Source organism: Actinosynnema sp. ALI-1.44 (genome assembly GCF_001984155.1).
GTDB lineage: Bacteria > Actinomycetota > Actinomycetes > Mycobacteriales > Pseudonocardiaceae > Kibdelosporangium.
Genome location: NZ_MTQO01000052.1, coordinates 766,318 through 788,611, shown reverse-complemented (window position 1 = coordinate 788,611; position 22,294 = coordinate 766,318). Strand labels below are relative to the sequence as shown.

Annotated in this window: 26 protein-coding genes; 14 read left to right on the top strand and 12 right to left on the bottom strand. The window is 69.0% G+C overall.

What is annotated here, in order from left to right; all coding sequences use genetic code 11:
* Position 1: 1 nt before the first annotated feature.
* The 4 genes from ALI144C_RS41485 to amiA all read right to left on the bottom strand — a co-directional run bounded on the left by ALI144C_RS41485 (position 2) and on the right by amiA (position 3,645).
* Positions 2 to 1,324, bottom strand: coding sequence for a YcaO-like family protein (locus tag ALI144C_RS41485; RefSeq protein WP_076992673.1), 1,323 nt, complete (start codon positions 1,322 to 1,324; stop codon positions 2 to 4).
* Positions 1,321 to 2,682: a CocE/NonD family hydrolase gene (locus ALI144C_RS41480; protein ID WP_083753836.1), complete on the bottom strand. Its 1,362-nt coding sequence runs from the start codon at positions 2,680 to 2,682 to the stop codon at positions 1,321 to 1,323. Before ALI144C_RS41480 ends, ALI144C_RS41485 begins: the two co-directional genes overlap by 4 nt.
* On the bottom strand, positions 2,670 to 3,470 hold the full coding sequence (locus ALI144C_RS41475; protein WP_076992672.1) for a hypothetical protein: 801 nt from the start codon (positions 3,468 to 3,470) through the stop codon (positions 2,670 to 2,672). Before ALI144C_RS41475 ends, ALI144C_RS41480 begins: the two co-directional genes overlap by 13 nt.
* A 67-nt stretch (positions 3,471 to 3,537) precedes the next feature.
* A complete protein-coding gene (gene amiA / locus ALI144C_RS58575; protein ID WP_269086729.1) occupies positions 3,538 to 3,645 on the bottom strand; it encodes a streptamidine family RiPP in 108 nt (35 codons plus the stop codon).
* A 129-nt stretch (positions 3,646 to 3,774) separates the two neighbouring features.
* Between amiA and ALI144C_RS41470 the strand changes: the two genes are divergently transcribed.
* From ALI144C_RS41470 to ALI144C_RS41460, 3 genes are all read left to right on the top strand, one after another.
* On the top strand, positions 3,775 to 4,992 hold the full coding sequence (locus ALI144C_RS41470; protein WP_237774562.1) for an MFS transporter: 1,218 nt from the start codon (positions 3,775 to 3,777) through the stop codon (positions 4,990 to 4,992).
* Entirely contained in the window at positions 4,989 to 5,681 is a 693-nt protein-coding gene (locus ALI144C_RS41465; protein ID WP_076992670.1) for a SagB family peptide dehydrogenase, read from the top strand. The genes ALI144C_RS41470 and ALI144C_RS41465 overlap by 4 nt, the downstream gene beginning before the upstream one ends.
* A gap of 82 nt (positions 5,682 to 5,763) precedes the next feature.
* Positions 5,764 to 6,138 (top strand): cupin domain-containing protein, encoded by a 375-nt coding sequence (locus ALI144C_RS41460; RefSeq protein WP_083753835.1) that lies wholly within the window; start codon positions 5,764 to 5,766, stop codon positions 6,136 to 6,138.
* Here the strand turns inward: ALI144C_RS41460 and ALI144C_RS58570 are convergent.
* Positions 6,131 to 6,691, bottom strand: coding sequence for a TetR/AcrR family transcriptional regulator (locus ALI144C_RS58570; protein ID WP_269086728.1), 561 nt, complete (start codon positions 6,689 to 6,691; stop codon positions 6,131 to 6,133). The two genes, ALI144C_RS41460 and ALI144C_RS58570, sit on opposite strands and share 8 nt — an antisense overlap.
* Positions 6,692 to 6,904: 213 nt before the next feature.
* On the opposite strand from ALI144C_RS58570, the gene ALI144C_RS41450 reads away from it, so the two are divergent.
* From ALI144C_RS41450 to ALI144C_RS41435, 4 genes are all read left to right on the top strand, one after another.
* Positions 6,905 to 7,783 carry an RNA polymerase sigma-70 factor gene (locus ALI144C_RS41450; protein WP_076992668.1) on the top strand — a complete coding sequence of 293 codons (879 nt, stop codon included), beginning with the start codon at positions 6,905 to 6,907 and terminating at the stop codon, positions 7,781 to 7,783.
* A gap of 2 nt (positions 7,784 to 7,785) precedes the next feature.
* On the top strand, positions 7,786 to 8,238 hold the full coding sequence (locus ALI144C_RS41445; protein WP_076992667.1) for an SRPBCC family protein: 453 nt from the start codon (positions 7,786 to 7,788) through the stop codon (positions 8,236 to 8,238).
* Between the two features lie 79 nt (positions 8,239 to 8,317).
* Positions 8,318 to 8,737, top strand: a complete 420-nt coding sequence (locus tag ALI144C_RS41440) for a hypothetical protein (protein ID WP_143231165.1) — start codon at positions 8,318 to 8,320, stop codon at positions 8,735 to 8,737.
* A 57-nt stretch (positions 8,738 to 8,794) separates the two neighbouring features.
* Complete coding sequence (locus ALI144C_RS41435; RefSeq protein ID WP_076992665.1) at positions 8,795 to 9,580, top strand: thioesterase family protein; 786 nt, start codon at positions 8,795 to 8,797, stop codon at positions 9,578 to 9,580.
* Here the strand turns inward: ALI144C_RS41435 and ALI144C_RS41430 are convergent.
* Both ALI144C_RS41430 and ALI144C_RS41425 read right to left on the bottom strand, forming a co-directional pair.
* Complete coding sequence (locus ALI144C_RS41430; RefSeq protein WP_076992664.1) at positions 9,564 to 10,418, bottom strand: aminoglycoside 6-adenylyltransferase; 855 nt, start codon at positions 10,416 to 10,418, stop codon at positions 9,564 to 9,566. The two genes, ALI144C_RS41435 and ALI144C_RS41430, sit on opposite strands and share 17 nt — an antisense overlap.
* Positions 10,419 to 10,428: 10 nt before the next feature.
* Positions 10,429 to 11,016, bottom strand: a complete 588-nt coding sequence (locus ALI144C_RS41425) for a CGNR zinc finger domain-containing protein (RefSeq protein ID WP_076992663.1) — start codon at positions 11,014 to 11,016, stop codon at positions 10,429 to 10,431.
* A 59-nt stretch (positions 11,017 to 11,075) separates the two neighbouring features.
* Between ALI144C_RS41425 and ALI144C_RS41420 the strand changes: the two genes are divergently transcribed.
* Together ALI144C_RS41420 and ALI144C_RS41415 are read left to right on the top strand one after the other, a co-directional pair.
* Positions 11,076 to 11,759, top strand: a complete 684-nt coding sequence (locus tag ALI144C_RS41420; protein WP_076992662.1) for an AzlC family ABC transporter permease — start codon at positions 11,076 to 11,078, stop codon at positions 11,757 to 11,759.
* Positions 11,756 to 12,064 carry an AzlD domain-containing protein gene (locus tag ALI144C_RS41415; protein ID WP_076992661.1) on the top strand — a complete coding sequence of 103 codons (309 nt, stop codon included), beginning with the start codon at positions 11,756 to 11,758 and terminating at the stop codon, positions 12,062 to 12,064. Before ALI144C_RS41420 ends, ALI144C_RS41415 begins: the two co-directional genes overlap by 4 nt.
* A 6-nt stretch (positions 12,065 to 12,070) precedes the next feature.
* On the opposite strand, the gene ALI144C_RS41410 is transcribed toward ALI144C_RS41415, so the two are convergent.
* Together ALI144C_RS41410 and ALI144C_RS41405 are read right to left on the bottom strand one after the other, a co-directional pair.
* On the bottom strand, positions 12,071 to 13,015 hold the full coding sequence (locus ALI144C_RS41410; protein ID WP_076992847.1) for an Ldh family oxidoreductase: 945 nt from the start codon (positions 13,013 to 13,015) through the stop codon (positions 12,071 to 12,073).
* A 76-nt stretch (positions 13,016 to 13,091) separates the two neighbouring features.
* Positions 13,092 to 14,120, bottom strand: coding sequence for a Gfo/Idh/MocA family oxidoreductase (locus ALI144C_RS41405; protein WP_076992660.1), 1,029 nt, complete (start codon positions 14,118 to 14,120; stop codon positions 13,092 to 13,094).
* Between the two features lie 403 nt (positions 14,121 to 14,523).
* Between ALI144C_RS41405 and ALI144C_RS41400 the strand changes: the two genes are divergently transcribed.
* Both ALI144C_RS41400 and ALI144C_RS41395 read left to right on the top strand, forming a co-directional pair.
* Positions 14,524 to 16,017 carry a class I adenylate-forming enzyme family protein gene (locus ALI144C_RS41400; RefSeq protein ID WP_237774561.1) on the top strand — a complete coding sequence of 498 codons (1,494 nt, stop codon included), beginning with the start codon at positions 14,524 to 14,526 and terminating at the stop codon, positions 16,015 to 16,017.
* 183 nt (positions 16,018 to 16,200) lie between these two features.
* A complete protein-coding gene (locus tag ALI144C_RS41395; RefSeq protein ID WP_076992658.1) occupies positions 16,201 to 16,446 on the top strand; it encodes an ABC-F family ATP-binding cassette domain-containing protein in 246 nt (81 codons plus the stop codon).
* A gap of 3 nt (positions 16,447 to 16,449) precedes the next feature.
* On the opposite strand, the gene ALI144C_RS41390 is transcribed toward ALI144C_RS41395, so the two are convergent.
* Complete coding sequence (locus ALI144C_RS41390; protein ID WP_202819198.1) at positions 16,450 to 17,370, bottom strand: SDR family NAD(P)-dependent oxidoreductase; 921 nt, start codon at positions 17,368 to 17,370, stop codon at positions 16,450 to 16,452.
* A gap of 88 nt (positions 17,371 to 17,458) precedes the next feature.
* Between ALI144C_RS41390 and ALI144C_RS41385 the strand changes: the two genes are divergently transcribed.
* Positions 17,459 to 18,046 carry a TetR/AcrR family transcriptional regulator gene (locus tag ALI144C_RS41385; protein ID WP_076992656.1) on the top strand — a complete coding sequence of 196 codons (588 nt, stop codon included), beginning with the start codon at positions 17,459 to 17,461 and terminating at the stop codon, positions 18,044 to 18,046.
* A gap of 7 nt (positions 18,047 to 18,053) precedes the next feature.
* On the opposite strand, the gene ALI144C_RS41380 is transcribed toward ALI144C_RS41385, so the two are convergent.
* A complete protein-coding gene (locus ALI144C_RS41380; RefSeq protein ID WP_076992655.1) occupies positions 18,054 to 19,382 on the bottom strand; it encodes a choice-of-anchor A family protein in 1,329 nt (442 codons plus the stop codon).
* A gap of 230 nt (positions 19,383 to 19,612) precedes the next feature.
* On the opposite strand from ALI144C_RS41380, the gene ALI144C_RS41375 reads away from it, so the two are divergent.
* Entirely contained in the window at positions 19,613 to 20,296 is a 684-nt protein-coding gene (locus ALI144C_RS41375) for a polysaccharide deacetylase family protein (protein ID WP_083753832.1), read from the top strand.
* Between the two features lie 43 nt (positions 20,297 to 20,339).
* On the opposite strand, the gene ALI144C_RS41370 is transcribed toward ALI144C_RS41375, so the two are convergent.
* Positions 20,340 to 20,981: a TetR/AcrR family transcriptional regulator gene (locus ALI144C_RS41370; protein ID WP_076992845.1), complete on the bottom strand. Its 642-nt coding sequence runs from the start codon at positions 20,979 to 20,981 to the stop codon at positions 20,340 to 20,342.
* 129 nt (positions 20,982 to 21,110) lie between these two features.
* Between ALI144C_RS41370 and ALI144C_RS41365 the strand changes: the two genes are divergently transcribed.
* The gene (locus tag ALI144C_RS41365; protein ID WP_076992654.1) at positions 21,111 to 22,289 is read left to right on the top strand and encodes an oxygenase MpaB family protein; all 1,179 of its coding nucleotides are present in this window, start codon (positions 21,111 to 21,113) and stop codon (positions 22,287 to 22,289) included.
* Positions 22,290 to 22,294: the final 5 nt, after the last annotated feature.

The window sequence follows — 22,294 nt, the reverse complement described above, 5'->3', positions numbered from 1 at the left end:
CCTACAGGAACGGTGGTGGAACCAGGACCAGACCGCTGTCCCAGCCCCGGGCGTCGATCACCTGCTGCCAGCGCGGCAGGCCCAGGTACCGGAACGCGGCGGGCGCGTTGGGAACGAGCCCGGTGGCGCACACCCGGACCACCCGCAGCGGCGTTTCCGCGACATCCGGTGTGGTCAGGTCGAACGCGGCGATCCGGTTGCCTGCCAGGCTCGCGGTGAGCGCGGCCAGGTCACCGGTCGGCAGTTGCGCGGCGTCCATGTGGGACGACGGGTGCGTGAACCTGTGCAGCCACTGATCCTGCACGGCCGGGTCCAGCCAGATCTGCACCTGTGCGCCGAGGTCACGGACACGCCGGAAGTTCTCGCCCGCGTCGGCGAGGTAGCCGCGATCGTCCCGGTGGGGCAGGTAAAGCCCTTCGGCCAGCACACCCGCGTCGATCGCCTGGAACACCCACCCCGACTTGTCCAGCAGGCCCAGCGTGAACACCCACGTGTGCACCGCTTCCAGCACCGCCTTGGTGCAGGCGTGCACCGGGTCGAACCGGGCGGCCCCACCGCCGCCGACGATCCCGGTCTCCGGGTCGATCACGACGGCCGCGACCACCGACACCGGGTGCTCACTGGGCAACCGCACGAGGTGGACTTGTAGCCGCGAACCGGCGAGCCGTTCCGGCAGCCCGGGAACCGACGCGATGTCGATGCCTGTCGTCGGGGCGCCCAGATGCCACCACAGTTCGAGCGCGTCGCGTTCCACGAGCTCCAGCAGGCCGCGTTCGAACGCGTCATCCGCGCCGACGCCGGTCGCGATGCCCGCGTAGTTCAGGTGGTGCAGTCGTGGTTGCCTGCGCCGTGCGCTGGTGTGGTAGTTCAGGTACACCCAGGACGCGGGTGCGTAGCACGGTTCGCCGTTCTCGATACCCTGCGCCCAGGTGATTTCGAGGTTCTCGTCGAAGTACCGGTACGGGAACCGCTCCACCTCGTACTGCCAGTTCGCGAAGAACGGCAGATCGGCGGGCCCGAAGAGCCTGTGGCCTTCCGCGGCCAGTTCCCGGGCGCTCGCCACGCGCAGGCCAGGTGGCACCCGGTTGCCGCAGTAGCGTTCCACGGCCTCGCCCAGTGCCGCCGCACGGGCGGTCTGGGGGTCGCCGAAGCTGGTGCCCAGGCTGACCCGGTCGGCGGGCCACGCCCCGAGCCTGCGGGCGTCGGCCACCTCGGCCGTCACACCCAGGTAGCTCGATGGCATGCCAGGCACGGGTTCGACGTCGACGAGCCGCCGGACGACGCCGGTCAGCGGATCGATCAGGGATTCGGTGGTCAGTGTCACGCGGCGATCTCCTCGGCTCGTACGGCGTCCGTGTCGTCCCACGCCCACGGCAGGACAACCGTCGCGGCGAGTACTGCCCTGGTGCTGGGCAGCAGTTCGGTGGCGGTGAAGGGGTCCTGGCCGGTGTGCGGGTTGCGGGCGTGCCGTGGCCAGTTGTGCCCGGCGATCTCGACCGTCAGTTCAGCGTTCGCCGTCACTTTCACACCCGCGGGCGGGCAGTCCACCGTGAACTGCTTGGCGCCGTCACGGATTCGCCGCACCCCGTGGCCCAGATAGGTTCCGCCCAGCCACACGTGCACGAACCAGTCCGCGTCGGCACAGTCCACCTCGGTGGTCAGCTCGACAGCGAACGGGCCGCGGATCTCGCCTTCCGGGAGAGTGGTTCGCAGCACCGCGTGGTTGTGCTCACGGTGTTCCGGATAGGGCCGGTCAGGGTCCGCCACGAACCCGGCTTGCTCGACCACCAGGTCGAATCGCTCGTGTGATGCGGCGATCGGCCGCCAGTGACCTTCGTCGGTGACGGCGATCAGCTCCTTGTGCCCATGCAGCCGGTCCAGCGCGTGCACCCAGTCCAGGTAGGTCTTGCCGATCTTGTGGCCGAGGGCTCGGCGCGTGTCCAACTCGTGCCCCCAGGGCCCCATCAGCAGTCGGGTCGCACCGCCCCAGGATCGTGCCAGTTCGACGGTGTCGGCGGCGAACGGGTCGACGAGGCCGCCGACGGCTAGCAACGGGACCCTGGTGGTGGGGATCTGGTTCCACAGTCCTGGGTCTCGCCGGGGTGCGGTCCATAACCGCTGCCAGCCCACCGACTTCAGATGGATGTCGCTGACAGGTGTTCGCGTCACCAGGTCACTGGTGTCCCGAGGTGGCCGGGGGAGTCGTGTGTCACCGTGTTCGGACCACCAGCCGACTCGGCAGGCCAGTCGCGCCGCGCCGCCTGGCTCACGGACGGTCTCGCCCGCGCCCAGCGCGGGAACGGCCGCGATGACCCCTAGCACCTTGTCCTGCCTGGCAAGGGCGGCTGTGATCGCGCAGTAGGCCGCGTAGGATCCGCCGACCGGGAGGACCTGGCCGTCGCAGAAGGGCTGCCGGGTGATCCAGTCGACCACCGCCGCGCCGTCGGCCCGTTCGTGCCGATACGGCTGGAATTCGCCAGTGGACTCGAAGCGGCCGCGGACATCGCCGACTACGCAGGGGAAACCATGCCTGGCCCATGCATCGGCCTCGGCGAGGTGATGCTGCCTGCCGTACGGCGTTCTGATCAGCACGACCGGACCGGGCGCGGCGGCCTCGACCACAGTAAGCGCGAGGTCCGCGCCGGGCACAGTGAGGGTTATGGGGAGGGCTATGGGGCGCACGGAGGCACCGGCAGAACGGGATGATCGCCGATCGCGAACGTGTCCAGGTCCATGACGCGCAGCCGTCGACTGGCCGGGATCGCCTCGGGCACGAACGAGCTCTCGCGGTGGTCCGTACCCCGTGCCCAGCGTTCCAGGTCCTGGGCGGCCATGGCGCACACGAGCACGATCTCGGCGGCGGTCATGCGCTCGTCGCCCAGGACGGCTTCTTCGGTGGCACAACTGGTCCAGTACGTTTCGAGGTGTTCGTGGCCGGATCCCGCCGCGGCGAGCCTGCGTGCCCGGACGTCCGCGTGCGGCAGGTCGTCCGCGACCGGTTCGAACAGGACGTGACGTCCTTCCCGGTACACCCGCTGCCACCCGATTCCTCTGTTCAACAACGAATCGAGCTCGCTCCACCACGTCGGCGCCGGGCCGTCGTGCACCGCGCACACGGCGTGGACTTCGGTCGCGTCGACGGCGTCGGCGTTGACAGGCACGGGAATCGCGCCCGCGCGCCGGAGGTGGGCGGTCAATGCCTGGGCGATCGCCGGTTCGGCGAGGACGCCGATCCTGGCGCGTTCGTGCGGCCAAGGACGCCGTTGGCCCAGGTGGCCCGCCGCGCGGAACGCGGCGAGTTCGTCCGGTGGTTGCCCGTTCCCGATCAACGCGGCTCGTACGGCGGCGGACGTGTCCTCGTCCAACGCGAGGTCGAACAGGTTCCCGTTGGCGTCGCGCAACGCCATTCCGTTGCGTGGACTGGGGAACAGCGCGGCCCCCGGCCGTAATCCCTCGTTGCCGGAGGACATGGCACCTCTTTCGGTGTGTGGGGTGGGCACGGTGCCGCCCGCCCGGGTTGGGCGGCACCGTGTCAGATCACTCTTCGTTGTCGTCGAACGGGTTCTCGACCAGCGCGTTGCTGTGGCTGGCGGAGTTGTGCGGCAGGGCCCGCTCGGCCTCGACGCTCACAAAGATGTCCTTCATGTGTTGTCACCTCCCTCGTTGTCGCATTCCCTCTCTACCCAGCCACACATGACAACCATTTTCAACACCTGAGGGGATGTGACGGTCGACACAGATGAAAACGGTAACTGTTTTCGTTAGGCTGCGCGGGTGGCATCAGCGGAGACACGTGTGGACCTGAGGGCGGATCGGGATTTCCGGCATTACCTCGCCGCCCGCGTCGTGTCGTTGACCGGCAGCCTCGTCTCCCTTGTCGCCCTTCCGGTGCTGGTCTACCAGCTGACCGGGTCGTCGGGCTGGACGGCCGCGGTCGCCGCGACGGAGGCGGCGCCGTACCTGGTGTTCGGCCTGCTGGCGGGCGCGGTGGCCGACCGGGTCCGGCGGCGGGAGATGATGGTCCGCCTCGAGGTCGTCACCGGCCTCGCGCTGGCCAGCATCCCGATCGCCTGGTACAGCGGGGTTCTGACCGCGACGCAGGTGATCGTCGTCGGTTTCGTCGTGCAGACGTGCTTCGTGTTCTTCGACGCCGCCAACTTCGGCGCCCTGCCCACCCTGGTCGGCAAGGAACGGCTGACCTCGGCGTTCGCCACCCTGTACGCGGCCAGTACGTCGATCGAACTGTTCGTCCCCGCGCTCGCCGGACTGCTCGTGGCATCGCTGGCGCCGCCGGCGCCCCTGATCAGCGTCAACGTGGTCACGGCGGTGGCGGCGGCGGTGCTGATCGCGGGGATTCGCGCGCCCCTGTCCATGCCCGTGCGGGCGAAGGTGGACATCGCCACAGGGTTGAGGTTCCTGTGGCGGAACAAGGTCGTGCGCACCCTCACCCTGGTGGGGACGACACACGCCGTGGCCGGTGGCGCCTGGGTGGCGATGCTCGTGCCGTGGGCCGACAAGGTGCTGGGCATAGCGCCTTCCGGTGATCTCCGGCTCGCGTTCCTGTTCAGCTGTTGGGGATTGGGCGGGTTGGCGGCGTCACGGCTGGTGCCGGTGCTGAGCAGGCGGTTCGGTCCCGCCCGCGTGACGCTGGGTGCGTTGCCGACCTCGTTGGCGTGCGGCGGGCTCGTCCTGGCCAGCACGTACTGGCTCGTCGCCCTGCCCGCGGCGATGCTGTGGGGCGCGGCCCATTCCACGGTCGTGCTCAACGCGATCACCTTCCGTCAGCAGGAGATTCCCGCGGAACTGCAGTCCAGGGTCAACACCACGTGCCGGATGCTGTCGTGGGGGATCGGACAGCCGGTCGGGGCGGCGGTGGCCGGTGCGGTGTCGGTCAACTGGGGACCGCGCGGAGGTCTGGCCATCGGGCTCGCTGTCCTGGCGCTCGGAGTCGCGGCCGCGTGGATCACGCCAGTGTTGCGGCGCAACGCATGAGCGAACCGCTTGCCCGTGTGCACTCGTTCCTCAACGGCCCGCCTGCCGGTTCGCTGGACGCTGACGGCCTTGTCCCAGGCGACGGGACGGTTCAGCTTCCCGCCCGCCGACCGTTCGACACGAGCCTGGCCGACGCGTTGACCCGGCGACGATCGGCGTACTCCTACGGCGCCGGGCCTCTGTCTACACAGGACATCGCGCACCTGTTGGGCTGGGCGGCCGGTCCGCAGCGGGTGACACGGGGGCACCGGTTCAACATGGCACCGTCCGCGGGCGGACTGCCCTCGCTGGACATCTACGCCATCGCGCGCGATGTCGCCGGCGTTCCCGCCGGTGTACACCGATATGACCGCTCGGCCGGGACGCTGTCCGCGCTGCGGCTCGGCGACCCCACGCGGGCGTTGCGCTCGGTCCTGGTCCAGCCCGAGTTCGCCACCCGTGCCGCGGTCGTCCTCGCTGTCGTCGCCCGCCTGGACGTCACGTTGGCGAAGTACCCGATCCGGCACTACCGCACTGTGCACGTCGACGCGGGGATCCTGGCGCAGAACCTGTATCTCGTCGCCGCGTCCGCGGGGATCGCGTGCTGTGCCGTGGCGGGTTTCGACGACGCGGCGGTCACCGAGTTGCTCGGGCTCGACGAGACCGCGTTCCCCGCGGTGCTGTTCACCGCCGGTCCGGCGTGTTCCTGACCTGTGGGTTGCGTCGACAGCCATCTGGTGAAACGATCGTGGCAGTTTACTGAAACGAACGGTTCAGTCGGGAGGGGGAGGCATGAGCGACACCTTCGGCGAGCTGGCCGCGATGCCCGTCAAACAGATCTGGGACAACGTGACAGCACGGGTCGTAACCAGCGAACTGGTCACGATGGCGATCGTCGAACTGGAGCCCGGCAGCGTAGTGCCCGCCCACCAGCACGCCAACGAGCAGTTGGGGTTCGTCATCAGCGGTCACGTGCGCTTCACGGTCGGCGGCGAGACCAAGGACCGCGGCCCCGGTGACACGTGGCGAATCCTGGCGAACGTGCCACACCACGTCACAGTGGGACCGGAAGGCGCCGTGGTCGCCGAGGTGTACTCCCCGGTGCGTGCGGATTGGACGGCCCTGCCGGACAGTGCCCCGGCCACGCCGAAATGGCCCGTCAGCTGATCTTCGTCAAGTACCGGTCCACACCGGCGGAAACCCGTTCCACATCACCGGTCGCGAGCACGTCGAGCAACGCGCCACGCAACACGGCGAGAACCAGAGTCCGCTCGGCCCGACCGTCCGGGGTGTCCCGCTCGGCCGGGGACTGCGCCGCGGCCAGGACCGCCAGCCAGTCCTCGACCGTCGAACGCGCGAAACTGCCCCACGGCCCGTCCGGGTCGACCAGCGAACGGGAGTACGCCTCGACCCAGAGCCGCAACAGCGCCCGGTGCTCGACGGACACCAGCCACGACCAGACCGCCCGTCCCACGTCCGGCAACGCACCGAGATCGTGCCGGTCCACCCGTGCGAGCAACCCCAACTCGTCCGCACGCGCACGGGCGAGCAACGCGCGGAGCAGCCCTTCCTTGCTGCCGAACAGGTAGAGCAACACCCGTGGGCTGGAACCGATCGCCGCCGCCAGCGGACGCAGGGACAACTCGCCGATCCCGTGCTCCAGCACGTACCGGTAGGCCCCTTCGAGCAGTTCGACCTGCCGCGCGGACGGGTGCGTCATGGGCGTCATCCTCGCACGGCGTCGTGCGGGAGCAGAGCGTGAACACCCCACACCTCGTTGACTACGGCAATGGCCGAGGAGGCACCGGAGGCAGTCGCACGCGCCCTGGCGGACTTCTTCCTGTGACGCGGAACACGCCGTGGGGTGTCACGTTCCGGCTGTGCCTTGTGTCTCGATGGTGACCAGCCGGAACAGCCCATCAAGGAGGCGGCGATGTCCGAAGACGCGTGGGCCACGCACCGCGCACTGCTGTTCACGATCGCCTACGAACTGCTCGGCAGCGTCGCCGACGCCGAGGACGTGCTGCAGGAGAGCTACATCCGGTGGAGCGGAGTCGACCAGGCGACAGTCGAACACCCCCGTGCGTACCTCGTACGCCTGGTGACGCGGCAAGGACTCAATCAACTGCGCTCCGCCAAAGCACGCCGTGAGGACTATGTCGGCACGTGGTTGCCCGAGCCGGTCCGTACGGCGCCGGACGTGAGTGAGGACGCCGTTCTCGCTGAGTCGGTGTCGATGGCCATGATGCTCGTCCTGGAGACGCTGAACCCCACCGAGCGCGCGGTTTTCGTGCTGCACGAGGTGTTCGGCTACAGCCACGGCGAGATCGCCGCGTCGGTCGGCAAGACGGAGGCGGCCGTCCGGCAGGTGGCGCACAGGGCACGCGAACACGTGCACGCGCGCCGCCGCCGGTTCGAGCCCGACAGCGAAGCCGCCCGTGATGTGGCCGAGCGGTTCCTGCACGCGGCGTCGACCGGGCGGATGGAGGCGCTGATGGACCTGATGGCCCCCGATGTCGTCCAGTTCGCCGACGGTGGCGGGAAGGTGATCGCGGCGCGTCGTCCGGTCACCGGTCGCGAGGAGGTCGCCCGGTTCGCGATCCGCACGGCGCGTTCCGGCATCGCGGACTTCGAGTTCGCCACCTACAACGGGCTGCCCGCGGTGCGTTTCCTGGCCGGTGACGCCGGGCTCGACTGGCTGCTGGCCTTCGAGATCCACAATGGCCTGATCACCGGCCTGTACGGGGTTCGCAACCCCGACAAGCTGTCCCACGCCGAACCCGTGCGCCCGCTCAGCCGAGGAGAGAGGTAACCGTGGAAACCATCACGGTCGAACGTGTCATCGCCGCGCCGATCCAGGACGTCTTCGCCTGGCTCACCACGACCACCAACTACACCGCGGCCAGGACGATCCTGCGGTGCCGGTTGGACCGGCCCGGCGCGGACGCGCCCTACGGCGTCGGCGCGGTTCGCGTGCACCTGTGGACAATCGGGTACTTCCGCGAACGCATCACCCGCTACGAACCGCCCTACGTCACCGAATACGTCGTCGACCGCAGCGTGCCCGCGTCACGCCACGAGCTGGGACGCATGACTTTCGCCGAGGTCGACGGCGGAACCCACGTCGTATGGACAACCCGCGCCGAAGCCAAGATTCCCCTCATCGGCCCATTCGTCACACGAGTGCTGGCCAAACGCATGATCACGCGCACGTTCAGCACCATCCTGGCCGCCGCCGACACCGCGCTCACCCGCGCGACGGTGTGACCTGGCTCATGCGGCGGGCCACGGCCTTGCTCGTGTCAACGGAGTGTCAGAACCCCGATGACACGCCCCGGAGGTGGCCATGCACGATCAGGCAGGAAAACCCACGCCGCCATGGGTGGTAGTCGCGTCCGCCGGGATCGGCGCGCACGCGTTCAACCACATCACCGTTGTGGTGCAGGACTTATGGCGGCTGTTGGCAGCGCCTGAGACGGCCGGGTTCAACCCCGGCACCATCTACCACCCGGTCAGTGCGGTGCTCTACATCTGGCTGGCCGCGGCCGTCTACACGGGACGGCGGTGGAGCCGGGTCGCCATCACCGTGCTGCTGGTTTTCCAGGCGGTCGGCCGGTACTTCGTTTTCGTTTCGTACCCGTCGCTGGAGGTCCGGGCCGACCTCGTCACCGGGTGGGCGCTCTCGGTGGTCGTGGTGTGTCTGCTGTGGATTCCCACTTTCAGCCGTCACCACTTCACGCATGCCTTACGGTGGTCCCGTACATAGTCGCCGGTCATGGCGGTGAGGATCACTTGCCCCCGGTCGGTTGTCTAAGATCCGGATATGGGAGAGACGGCGTTCTACCAGGACCTGGGAGACGGTCGGTACGCGAGCAGCCCGGCGACGGCCGGTCCCTGGAGCGAACGGACACAGCACGCCGGGCCGCCGTCAGCGTTGCTCGGCATGGCGTTCGAGCGCTTCGGTGGCCGGACGGACCTGCGCGTCGCGCGGATCACCGTGGAGATCCCGAAGCCGGTGCCGGTCGGCGACATCCGGGTGGACGTCCGTGCGCTGCGTTCCGGTGGGCGGACCGATCTGCTGGAAGGCGAGTTGCTGTCCGACGGTGAACCGGTGATGCTCGCGCGGGCGTGGCGGTTGGCGCCCAGTCCGGACGACACGCCCGAGGTGCGCCAGGACCCGGCGCCGCCGGGGATCCCCGGGCCGCAACCGGATCACGGCATGTCGGGCGCGCACGTCGACGGGTACCTCTCGGCCATCGAGTGGCGTTTCCTCGACGGCGGTTCCTTCGACACGTCCGGGCCCGGTGGAGCCTGGGCACGGCAGCGGATCCCCCTGGTCGATGGCGAGCATGACACCCCGTTGACCCGGGTGCTCACCTTGGCCGACGCGAGCTGGGCCATGGGATTCGAGGTGGACTACCGGCGGCAGTTCGTGATCAACACCGACGTGACGGTCGCGTTGCATCGCCGGCCGGTGGGCGAGTGGTTCTGCATGCGGACCGCCACCAACGTCAGCCCCGGGGGTTCGGGGTTGGCCGTCGGTGAACTGTCCGACGAGAACGGCGACTGCGGCCGGATCGTTCAGTCGCTGTTCATCGGCGGCCGTTAGCGTTGTACACGGCGTCGACGTGCGCCAGGACGCGGTCGTGTAGTTCCAGTACCGGCAACGCAAGCGCTTTGCCTGTCGCCGTGGCGACGTCCGCGTAGAGGTCCGCGGCGGCACGCAGGGCGCGGATGATGTCGTCCGCTTCGTACCGGGCGAACGTCTCGGGGATCCGGGAGTGGTCCGCGCCGAGCCATTCGGCGATGTGGTGTCCGTTGTGCCAGGTGTCGACGGGCTCGGATCCCGTTGCCGCGTACCACTCGAGCATCGTCAGCATCAGGTCGCGGATCTCGGCCAGTCTGCTCAGCGCGGGCCACAGGTCGCCGCGCGCGGCGTAGATCGGGACCTGGGTGGCTTCGAACCAGAACTCCCGCTGGTTGACCTCGAAGTCCTCGGCGTCCGGCGCTTCGCGGACGGGCGGCGTGGGGTGCGAAGGGGACAGCTCGGCAGCGATCCCGGTGCGGTCGAAGTGAACCACGTACCCACGGCCGTACAGCTCGTCGAGACCGTGTTCCCTCATCGCCACCAGCCGCTCGGTTCCGGCCAGTGTGAAGTCGACCTTGCGGCCCTCGGCGAAGACGGCGAGGCAGGTCGGCCAGCCGGGTTCGTCGTCTTCCTCGTTGTCGAGGTGGATGCTGACCAGTGTCGGGGCGATGGCGGCCAGCCACTCGTCGTCTCCGGCGAGCAGCGGCGCGCCGGGGCCGATCAGCTCGATGTCCAAGTCGGACAAGGAGTCGACGCGCAGGCCGCGCGCTCGTGATCCCGTTTGGACGACGGCTTCGATGCCCTCGTGGTGTTCGGCGAAGTCGAGGACGCGGGCGAGCAGGAGTCGCGGGTCTTCCACGACTCCCAGGTTAGGGATCTTCCACGGTGGTCGCACGGGATTTGCCGGTGCGCCGGTAGTGCCTGCGGGCCCGTTCCCGGTTGCCGCAGTCCTTGGAGCTGCACCACTGCCTGGAGTGGTTGCGGGTGCGGTCGATGAACAGCCAGCCGCAGCCCTTGCCCGAGCACTGCCGCACGAGCGCAGCGTCCGGTGAGACGAGCAGTTCGTCCGCGGCGATGGCCAGCGCGTGCACGACGTCGTCCGGACGTTCGATCGGCACTGTCCACCGCAACGGCAGGGACGGTTCGGCAACGGCACGGCGCCGCGCGGCCGTGAGGTACCCGGCGAACCGGGCGACGTCAGCTCGGTCCGGCGCGACCAGCAGCCGGTACACGGTTTCCCGCAGCCCGGTCAGCGCTGTGACGATCTCCGAAGATCCGGCGTCATCGCGAACCAGACCGGCTCTGGTGAGCCACAGCGGCAGGAAACCCGGCAGCTGGTACCGGTCGACCAGCTTGGCCGCGTCCAGTCGCCACGAGACCGTGTTGACCAGGTCAAGCGCGATGTGGCCGCCGACGAAGTCGTAACCCTGCCAACTGTCCGTCCGTCTGTCCGTCACAGTCCACCAGTGTAGTTTCTAACACCCTAACATGCATATAGAGTGTTAACCTGCCGAGTATGGCTACGACCGAAAGCGGATACGCGGCCGGCCTGCGGGTCGGTCTGGGGTTAGGCGTGCCGACGTTCGTCATGGCAGTCACGTTCGGCGCCATGACGCATTCGCTGGGCTGGGGGATCCTGGCGCCGGTGGCCTGCTCGCTCCTGGTTTTCTCCGGCTCCGCGCAGTTCGCGATGGCCACGGCGTTCGCGGGTGGTGGCGGCGTCGGGCTGGCCGTCGGGGCCGCCGCGATGATCAACGCCCGGTTCCTGCCGATGGGCATCGCGGTCGCCGGGGACCTGAAGGGCGGCCGTCTGCGGCGAGCATTGGAGGGACAGGCGGTCGTCGACGCCTCCTGGGCGGCGGCGCACAAGGGCAACGGCCGGTATGACCGCGAGAAGATGTTCTCGGCGACGCTCGTACAACTCCCGGCATGGGTGCTCGGCACGCTCCTCGGCGCGCTCACCGCGCCGTCCGACGAGATCATCCACCGGTTCGGCCTCGACGTGGTCTTCCCGGCGTTCTTCCTGGTGCTGCTGATCGACGAGATCCGCGTGTCGGCCAGGGCCAGGCTGGTCGCCGGGCTCGCCGCCGCGCTGGCCGCCGGACTGGTGTTGGTGGTGCCCGTCGGACTGGCCATCATCGGCTCGGGTGCCGCGGCACTGCTCGGCCTGCGCACGGCGAAGGCGGTGACGGCCAAATGAGTCCGCTGTGGATCGCCATTCTGCTCGTCGCCGCCGTCAGCTTCACCATCAAAGCGGCGGGACCGGCTCTGCTCGGCAACCGTCCGCTGCCCGTGCGGGCGGCCGCGGTGATCGCGTTGATCGCGCCCGCGCTCCTCGCGGGCATCGTCGTCACCGACTTCGCCGGGCCTTCGTGGACCGAGGCGGATTGGACAGTCGCGGCCGGGCTTTCCGCCGCCGCGATCACCTATCTGTTCCGTGCTCCGGTGCTCGTCTGCGTGGCCGCCGCTGTCGCCGCGACCGCGCTGCTGCGCGCCTTCGTATGACGAGGTTCATCGCATGACACCGGTCATCACGGACAGCAGTTCCTCATACAGCGGGGGAGGGACCGGTACACCGTACTGACGGCAGCGATCCGCACGCTCGCCCTCGTGCCAACCGGGATAGGTGACGGGAGCCGTGCGGTCCACCGCAGGCCAGCCGCGTACCGCGTCGAACAGCGCCGACGCGTCGGAGGCGAACCCGGATCGCAGTACGTCCGGCGCGATCGCCATCGCGAGCACGCCGATGTCGTCGTCGCGGCCACCGTTCCCGGACAGCGCGCCGAGCGCGGCCCCCGGCACCAGCGCGGCCAGGATCTCGACCAGCAAGCCCAGCCCGAAACCCTTGTACGCGCCCGTTTCCGGCGAGCCGCCCAGCCACAACAGGTGCGCGTCACCTTGGTCGAACGCCGCCGGGTCGGTCATGTCGAGAACGAACGGGTGCCGACCGCCCGCGGGGCAGGCGAGCGCGAGCGGGTTCGTGCCGAGCATGGCGGTGGCGCCGCCGGGTGGCCGGGCGATGCCCTGCCCGCCGCAGTTCGAGGCGATCAGACCGATCATGCCGCGTGCGGACGCTTTGGCCGCGTGGTACCCGGCGCATCCGATGTGGGTCGCGCCTTTCATCGACACCATGGCGATGCCGTGCTGGGCCGCTCGGTCACACGCCAGTTCCATGGCCTGCGTCGCCGACCACAGACCGAGCGTGCGGCGCGCGTCGACGAGCACGCTCGCGCCGTGATCCGACTCGATCAGCATGTCCGCTCCCGCGTCCGCGCGACCTTCGGTCAGCAACGGCAGGTACAGCCGGGTCAGGTTGACCAGGCCATGGCTGGTCATCCCGGTCAGTTCGCCGTGGCACAACGCCTCGGCGGCCATCCCGGCCCGGTCGGGTGGCACGCCGTGCCCGGTGAACACAGAGGACACAGTGGACAGCAGTGACCGGTACGGGACAAGCATCTTCACCCTCTTCCACTCGATGCGAAACCGGAGCGGGATGTCGCCGGGCAGGTCGGCGATGCCCGCCAGCAAGGGGTCAGCCGACATGGCTGGGCGTGTGGTCGGCCGTGACCCGGTTCCTGGGTACGACGGGTTCCGCGCAGATGTTCTTGGCAACGGACAGCAACTGCACGACCTCGGCCGCGAACGTGAAGCCCTTCGTGTGTTCGACGCCCGCGTGGAACTTGTGGTACGCCTGGGTCATCCACTCGGTCATCGAGTCGTCCCTGATCACCTCGTGGGTGCGCAGGCCGTTGGCGCTCAACGTCAACTGCGAGTGGTCGTCGTCGTCGCTCACCGCGAAGTGCCCGACCGCCACACCGTTCTCGAAGTCCACGGTGATCCGCCGCTCCCGCACCGGGCTGGTGAGGTCCGAGCTGATCTCGGTCCGCGCCCCGAGGTTGTGCCGCAGGCCGACGCGCGCGCCGCCCATCCTGGGCACCACCACGTCGCCGATCGCGAGGTCGAACCCGGACGCGTGGGTCACCCGGGCCGCGCCCACCAGCCTCAGCGCGAGCGCGATTCCGTGCGGCAGTTCGACGTCGAACGCCGTCGGGTGGTCCGGTGACTTCAGCGAACGACGGAATCGCGGTTTGTTCTGCACGATGCTGATCGTCTTCAACGCGCCGAACCGGCCGTGTCGGATCAGCTCGCCCAGCCTTCCGGTGAGCGTGCTCGTCAGCCACGGCTCGACGACCTCGATGTGCATGGAGTGTTTCCGGCGCAGCCTGATGATGCGGGCCAGGTCGTCGTTGTCGGCGGCGAGTGGTTTCTCGACGATCAGCTTGCGGAATCCGAGGTCGGCCAGTTCGGCCATCACGTGGAATCGTTCCGCAGGCGGGGTGCAGATATGCGCGACCGTGGTCGCGGGTTCCAGAGCGGCCGCCGCTTCACCGATCGTCGGCAGCACCAGCAGGCCGGGGCGTTCGGCCAGGTCGACGCGGGGATCGCAGGCCACGATCAGCGAGTCGTCGAAGAGGTGGGGGACACACGCGCGGACCTTGGCCAGCACGGGGAGGTGCAGGCCCGCTCCGGCGCGGCCCAGCCCGACCACGAGTGACTGCACAGTTCACGCCCCCGCATTCCGCATCTGGATCGAATGGAGAACCCGAGCTTCGACATTAGTGATCCCCCTCGCGCGCACGTCAACATCAACGAGCTTTGTTGACCAGGAAGAGTGAACCGATTCACCGGCCGGACCGGCTGTTCTAGGCTCGGAAGCGTCTTTCACGGCCCGGAGGTGGGTGCACTGTCGGTTCCTTTTCACACTCAATCGGCGACGTTCGCGGAATTGTGGACAACCACACGACAGAATATTGTCGACGTCATTGAGAACGGGAAGTATTCGCACGGCGGAAAAGTTGTCGAACTTGAGCGGGCGCTGGCGGCGTACACGGGAGCCCAGTTCGTCGTCCGCACGTCCGGTTCCTGCGCACCGCCGTGCAGCGGCTTCCCGCGAGGGAGCAGGCATGAGACCTCACGACATGGGCGTGCTGTTCGACGAGTGCGCCGGTGCGGACACACTGGTGCGGCTGGATCGGCCGTTCGACATCGCGCCGGACAGGGGTGACACGTACACCGTCGCCCAGTTGGCCGACCTGGTCCGGCACACGGCGGGCTGGCTGCACGAGAACGGGGTGCGGCCCGGCGACCGGGTCGCGATCGTCAAACGCAACCACTGGGACTACGACCTGCTGGCGTGCGCGGCGGTGCGCATCGGCGCGATCCCGGCGAAGCTCTCCGGGCTGCTGCCCGGCGAGTCGCTGGAAATCCTGGTGAAACGCCTGGACGCCGCCGTCGTCGTCGCCGACCGCGACATACCCGGGGCGCGACGGGTGCTGCGGATCGAGGAGTTCACCCGGGCGCGACCACCGGTGCCGCACCGCAGGCCGGCCGACGCGCCGCTGATCATCTGCCACACCTCGGGGACGACCGGTGTGCCGAAACTGGTCGTCCACACCACGCGGACCATCATCGACCGGCTGGCCAGGCCGGAATCCGTGCGGTGGCCCGTCGTGGGCATCCGCCGTGACGACGTGCTGGCGCAGGCCAGCTCCTACGCGCACGGCCGCACGTTCTGCTGGACGGCGTCGGCGATGTGCCTGGCGCCACGGGACATCCTGATCCTGAGCGACGCGTCCGCAGCGGCACGCGTGTTCGCGGACCATCCGCCGACGGTCGTGGAGGCGCTGCCGTCCGTCTACGCCCGTTGGCGGCCGCTCGCTGCCGGCGCGGCCAACCCGTTCCGCGCTGTCCGCCGGTTCGTCAGCACCTACGACGCCATGCACCCGCCGGTGATCAGGGCGATGCTGACCGCGTCACACCGCAGAAATCCATTGTGGATGCAAAGCTGGGGGCAGAGCGAGACGGGCCCGCTGACCTTCCGGTTCCTCACCCGGCGAACCGTCGCCACCACACGCGGCCTCGGCAGGCCCCTGCCTGGGTTGACCAGGCTGCGAGTGGTCGACCCGGTGACGTTCCAACCGGTTCCGCGAGGCGTACCAGGCCTGATCTTCGCACGCACACGCGCTCGCTGTGTCACCTATGTCGGCGAACGAGACCGATGGTCGGCCAAGGCGGAAGGTGAATGGTGGAACACGGGCGACGTCGGCGTCCTCGACAGAACGGGCGCCGTGACGCTGCTCGACCGTGAGGTCGACACCGTTCCGGGGCTGAGCTGCCTGGCGGTCGAGGACGCCGTGGAGGACCGGCTGCCGTCCATTGTGGAGTGCGTGCTGCTCGCCGCGGCCGACCGGCCACCGATTCCCGTTGTAGTGAGCGAGAACGGCCTCGCGGCTGACGACTGGCGGAGCGCGGTCCGCGGTCTGCCGCCGATGGCCGAACCAGTGGTTCTCCGGTGGGACGAGGTGCCGCGGACCGCGACAGGCAAGGTACGGCGGCTGGAGCTGCTCGGCAGGATCACGGGTTCGGCCGACACCAACGGATCAGGGCGGTGGACGTGACAGCGACTTATGTCGACAACCACAGCATGCACGCGTCCGAGCAACACCGGTGCCTGTCGGCGGCCCGCGGCGGCTAGCCGTTCAGCGGGCTGCCGCGCCACCGCCACCCTTCCTGTCGCGGACGGCCTGGCAGCTTTGTCGGCGGTGGCAACGAAACGAACGTAACGCTCGGCCGGGTAGGCGATGAGCTGTGCCGCGGAGTTCGAACTGTTCCTGCTCGCCGCAAGGGATCCGGCGCTGCGCCGCTCCACCGACCGCTGGCTCGACGCCCTCGCGGACTTCGCCCGCCAGTACACCGACGACCCGGACCGCGTCCGCGCGGTCGTCGCCGCCATCGATGGCCTGCTGCTCCAAGCCCTGCTGACCAGCAGGCCACCCACCGCGACCGAGTTCGAAGCGGTACTCCGGACGTTGTTGCCTCAGGCCTGATCCTCAGGCGAACGGATCGACGCCCGTGAGCTCGACGCTGGCCGCCCACACCCGAGCGGCGAGCTCGGTGTCGGCCAGCTTGCCCTTAACGGGCTCCAGCGTCGGTACGCCACGAAGCCCGAAGACCCGGGGGCGCCACAGCTGGCCACCCTGGGCAGAGGGGTCGAGCACGGCGCGGACGGCGGGCCACGCGCCTGCGTGCTTGCCTTGCAAGAGGGCACCCGAGGGCAGGCCGCGCAGCCGTGTGCCGGTGCTGCGGACGTGGACCGGCGGGCGTGACGGGGTGAGCGAGTCGAGCGCGCCGCCGGGGTGGTTCACGATGCTCGACGTCCGGCTGCCCGATGCCCGCAGACGGCGGTCGAGTTCGAACCCGAACAGCATCTGCGCCAGCTTCGAGCGGGAGTACGCCTCTTTCGGCTCGTAGCCACGCGTGTAGCGGAGGTCGTCGACATCCAGCCTCGCGGACTTCGCCACGAGACTGCCGGTGGTGACGACACGCCCTTCTGCCAACAGCGGCGCCAGCCAGCCGGTCAGCGCGAAGTGTGCGAGGTGGTTGGTGGCGAACATCAGCTCCTGGCCGTCCGGGTTCTCCCGGCGCGACGGTTCCTCGAACAGCACGCCCGCGTTGCACACGAGAGCGTCGAGCCGGTCGATCGCGAGCCGGGCGCCCGCCGTCTTGAGTGACTCGGTGTCCGTGAGGTCCAGCGGGAGATGGCGGACCCGCGCGTGCGGGACGTGCGACCGGATCGAGGCTGTCGCGGCGTCGGCTTTGGTCTGGTCCCTGCTGCCGAGGACGACGGTGGCGCCTGTGCCGGCCAGCTGCTCGGCGACGAAGTAGCCGATACCCGCGTTCCCGCCGGTGACCAGGAAGGTCTTTCCCTCGGCCAGGGGCAGTCGGCGGACGTCCCATGGGCCGGATTCGATGCTCACCCCGACAGGATATTCGAAGTGATTCCGGATTTGTAATTAGTGTGATTTAAGCTTGACTTCGGCCGCCGGGTAGGATGCCGGTATGGACAGGACTGGACAGGCGCCGGGACGGCGGGAACGCAAGAAGGCCGCGACCCGTCAGGCCCTCTCGGACGCGGCGCGACGGCTGTTCCTGGAGCGCGGGTTCGACCAGGTCACGGTGGCCGAGATCGCCGACGCCGCGGACACGGCCGTGTCCACGCTGTTCGTCCACTTCCCCGGCGGCAAGGAAGCACTGGTCCTCGGCGACGGCGACGAGCGCGAGCGCCTGCTGACCAGCGCGGTCCTCGACCGCGCGGACGGCGTTCCCGTCCTGCGGGCCCTTGAGGAGTTCTTCGCGACGCGAGGCCCGTTCGCCATGGGCGCGGACCCCGAGTACCGCGCCCTCGCCGCGCTCGTGGTGTCGACGCCCGCGCTGCGGGCCTACGCCAGGACGTTGTGGATGAGCTGCGAGGCCGCGCTGGTCCGTGTCATCGCCGAGCAGACCGGTCGCGGCACGGACGACATGTCACTGCGCCTGCTCGTGCGCTACGTCCTGGAGATCCCGGACATCGCCGGGGTGGAGGCCGAGCCGCGCGTCGCGCTGGACGCGGCCTTCACCCACCTGCGACGCGGCTGGCCCGATCTCTGACCCCTGCTCAGTTCCGGTGCCTGCGCACCAGGAACACGCCCGCGATCAGCAACAGCACGCCGAACGGCACGAGCTTGCCGAAGCCGGAACCGGTGCCCGCGAGGTCATCCGAGTATCCCGAGTCGTCCGTTGGGGCGACCACCGGCTGTGTCGTGGTGACAGTTCCAGTCGTGGTCGCCGGGCCGGTGGTTGCCGTGGTTTTCGATGTGGTGCTGCTCGAGCTGGCGCTGCTGCTGGTCGTGGTGCTGCTGGTCGGTTTGGTCGAGCTTGTCGTTGTGGTTGTCGACGTGGTCGGCTTGGCGCAGGCGGGCAGGTCGCCGTTGAACGGGTACGCGTGCAGTTCGTTGCCCGTTCCGCCGCCGGTGCCGCCGTGCGTGAGGGAGCCGGTGGTGAAGAACCGGCCGTTGGTGCCTGGCGCGGTCACGGTGGTGGTGCTCGCCGGGTTGCCGACCAGGACGCTGCCCTGGAACTGGGCCGTGCCCGCGATGGCGACGTCCGTCGCGGCCGGGAAGTTCCACAGCAGACGTTCGCGCATGCCGTTGAGCTGCCCGCCGTCCTGGATCTCGCCGGTGTAGGTCGCGATCCTGCGCGCCGGTCCGACCAGGTTCACCAGCACCGTCGCGTCCGCGGGGATCCCGGCGAACTCGATGCCCTGCGCGCCGCCGCCGTTGCCCGTGATGTCGAAGTCCACAGTGAACACCTGGAGCTTGGACGTGCCGTCGCCGGTGAAGAGCGTGCGGTAGTTCTGGTTCACCGCCGTGCCGGTCGCCGGCGCGGTCGCGTAGCACGTGCTCGCCGTGGTCAGCTGGGCGGCGAGCCCCTGGTACGGCGAGAACGCGCCGGAATCGGCCTTCTTCGTGCCGATCACGTTCCCGGTGAGCGGCCCGGCGTGGTGCACAGTGCCGCCTTCGGCGATGAGTCGCTGGTCCGGGGCGATGGTGACCGCGCCACCGGTGACGAGGAAGTCCGAGCCCGCGGGCGGCGGCACACGGGAACCGACGCCGACGATGCCGATGTTGTAGATCGACGACACGCCCGCGGCCTTGTTCTGGTCGAACTTGCCGCCGACGACCACGCGCCCTTCCGCTTCGGCCGCCGACTGCCGCACGAGGAAGTCCCCGCCGACGAAGACGTTGATCGCGTCGTCTCGCCCGGCGAAGGAGCCGTTGTTGATGGCCGGGTGCTTGGCCGGGCACTCCGGGCCGACGCACGGACCGAGCCCTCCTGGCAACGGGTCGGCGAGGCTCGACGTGGTCACGGTGACCACGGTGGTCACGGTGACCGCTGCGACCGCGGCCGCCGCTGCGAGGAAGCCGAACAGGTGAGTCCGTGGCATGGTCCAGATGCTTGTGGTAATACGCGATTCTCGCGCGCGCATACCACTTGATCGCCCGGCACGAGTGAACGATTCCGCTCGATCGGGTGGATTGTTGTTGTGGCGCATGCTGTCGGTGAGAGTGGTCACAGGAGTGGTTGCGCCGAACAGCCCCGTTCGCCCGGCGGTCGTCGTGGTTGAGTTGATCACAGCCGGGCGCCGCCGATGCCCGGCCGGAGGGGATTCCTGTTATGCGCAAAGCACTTGCGATGCTCGCTGCCCTGGTGACGGTGACAGCGACAGCGACGGGGGCCGTCGCCGCCCCGGCCGCGGCAGCGGCCGCCGGACCGGAGCTGATCACCAAGACCCGCAACACGGGCAAGTACGTCGCGTTCACCTTCGACGACGGCCCGAGCCCGACCTACACGCCGCAGCTGCTGGACGTGTTGCGGCGCAACAACGTCAAGGCGGTGTTCTGCCTGGTCGGCGACATGGCCGACTGGAACGTGCCGCTGATCAAGCGGATCGTCAGCGAGGGGCACACCCTCTGCAACCACTCCATGCACCACAGCGACATGGAAACGCTGACACCGGACCAGATCCGCGCGGACATCAAGCAGACCGCGGACACCATCCGCCGCGCGGTCCCCGGCGCCCAGATCCCGTACTTCCGTGCGCCCTACGGGCACTGGGGCGCGTCGCCCGCCGTCGCGGCCGGACTCGGCTACAAGAACCTGAGCTGGACGCTCATGCCGGGTGACTGGGAGCTGCCGGGCACCGACGAGCTGGTCCGCCGGATCAGGGAAGGCATCACCGAGACCGGTGTGATCACGCTGCACGACGCCGGTGGCGACCGCAGTCAGACCGTCGCCGCGATGGACCGCCTGCTGCCGCAACTGGCCGCCGAGGGCTGGAAGTTCGACCTGCCCGCCTGACACTTCGCTGAACCCGGCCGCCAGTGGCGTCGGCCGGGACCGTTCACCCCTCGATCATCGGCACGAGGTACTTCCGTGCCACGGCCCGCACCTGTTCGTCGTCGTCCAGGTCGACCACCCTGCTCGGGATGACCAGGAACGACGCCGACACCCGCGCCATCATCTCGGCCGCGAGTTCCACGTCCACGTCGCCGGATATGTTCCCCGCGCGTTGTTCGCTGCGCAGCTGACCCGCCACGAATTTCTGCACCGCTGCCAGTGTCGATCCGTTGTCGCTGACCATTGACGGCAGCATCACATCCGGCTCCGCCGTGAGCATGCCGCCGACCAGTGGATTTCCGCGAATCGCGCGCAGCGCGCTGGCGAAACCGATGACCACCCGGTCCGCGGTGGTTTCCGCGTGCCGGATGTCGATCAGGAACTGGTCGAAGTACCGCCGGAACTCCCGCTGCACCACCTGCTTGACCAGCTCTTCCTTCGTGGTGAACCGACGGTAGACGGTAATCCGGGAAACCCCGGCCTGACGCGCCACGTCCTCCATCGAGGACCTTCGGATGCCCATTCGGCAGAACTGGTCGTACGCGCCGTCCAGGACGCGCGTCGTGATTTCGTCGTGTTCGTCGATACCGTCCACCGCGTCGGCCAACGCGCGCTCCAGTAGCGACTCCGCGCCGGGGGTCGTCATCATCACCCACCCTTGAATTGAGTCTGGTGTTGTGACGCGAACCATGCTCTCCTGGAGATGATACGCGGTTACGTCATCTGTATCACAGTACCAACCACGGTCCCCGCGGCTCAAGGAGGAGTTCGGCGTATGGATGGGCTCACCAGGCGCAGGATGTTGCTGGTCGGCGGCGGTGCACTGGGTGCGTTGGGTCTCGCGGGACCGGCTCGGGCGAGCGCGGGCGCGGACCCGAAGTGGGTGTGGGACGAGGAAGCCGATCCGCTGGTGGCCTCGCTGCTGGATCGCGGCGACGTGCCGAAGGTGAACAAGCTGCTCAAGACGTGGACCCGCAACGACCAACCCCTGCCCGACGGCCTCCCACCGGATCTGCGGGGGTTCATGACCAAGGCCCGGCAACTGCCCGTGTGGGCGCGGCAGTCCAAGTTGGAGGCGGCAGCCGACTTCCACAAGTCGCGGGCGTTCTACCTCGACCTGTTGAACGGCCCCGGCAGCGGCATCCTGAGCACCGCGATCCCCAAGGAAGCCCGCGCGGTCTACCACTCCAAGGGTGGCGCGAACATGAACGACCGCGTCGCCAAGACCAGCCTGTTCGGGTTCGCCGTCGGATCGCTGAACGGATACCGGCCGGAAGGCAAGGCCGTGGTCACGTCGGTGAAGACCCGGCTGGTGCACGCGGCCGTGCGGCACCTGCTGCCACGGTCGCCGCAGTGGGCGCAGACCGGCGGCGGCCTGATCCCCATCAGCCAGAACGACATGCTGGTCACCTGGCACACGCTGCCGACGTACGTCATGCGCAAGCTGATCGAGTGGCGTGTCCCCATCGCGTCCGCGCAGTCGGACGCGTACCTGCACCTGTGGCAGGTGACCGCGCACATGCTGGGGATCAGGGACGAGTTCATCCCGCAGACGTGGGACGCGGCCAACGCCCAGTCCGACCAGGTGCTGCCCCCGGCGATGGGGCCGACCCGCGAGGGCGTCTCGCTGACCGACACCCTGTTGGGCATGCTCGCCGAGCAGACCAGCCCCGGCGGGCTCAACCGGCCGATGGTCAACGCGCTGTCGCGGTACCTGGTCGGCGACCAGGTGGCCGACTGGAACGGCATCCCGCGTGAGCCGGTCTGGGACCCGCTCGTGCGCTCCGCATTCCCGAAGCTGGTCGCGTTCAGGGAGAAACTCGTCCCGCTGCCGCTGGTCCCGGAGGTCGCGTGGGTGCTCGAAGAGGCCGCACGCGGATACATCCTGTTCTATCTCACCCAAGGACAACCGGTCGACATCGACATCCCCGAGACCAACCGTCCCACCCGATAGGAGTA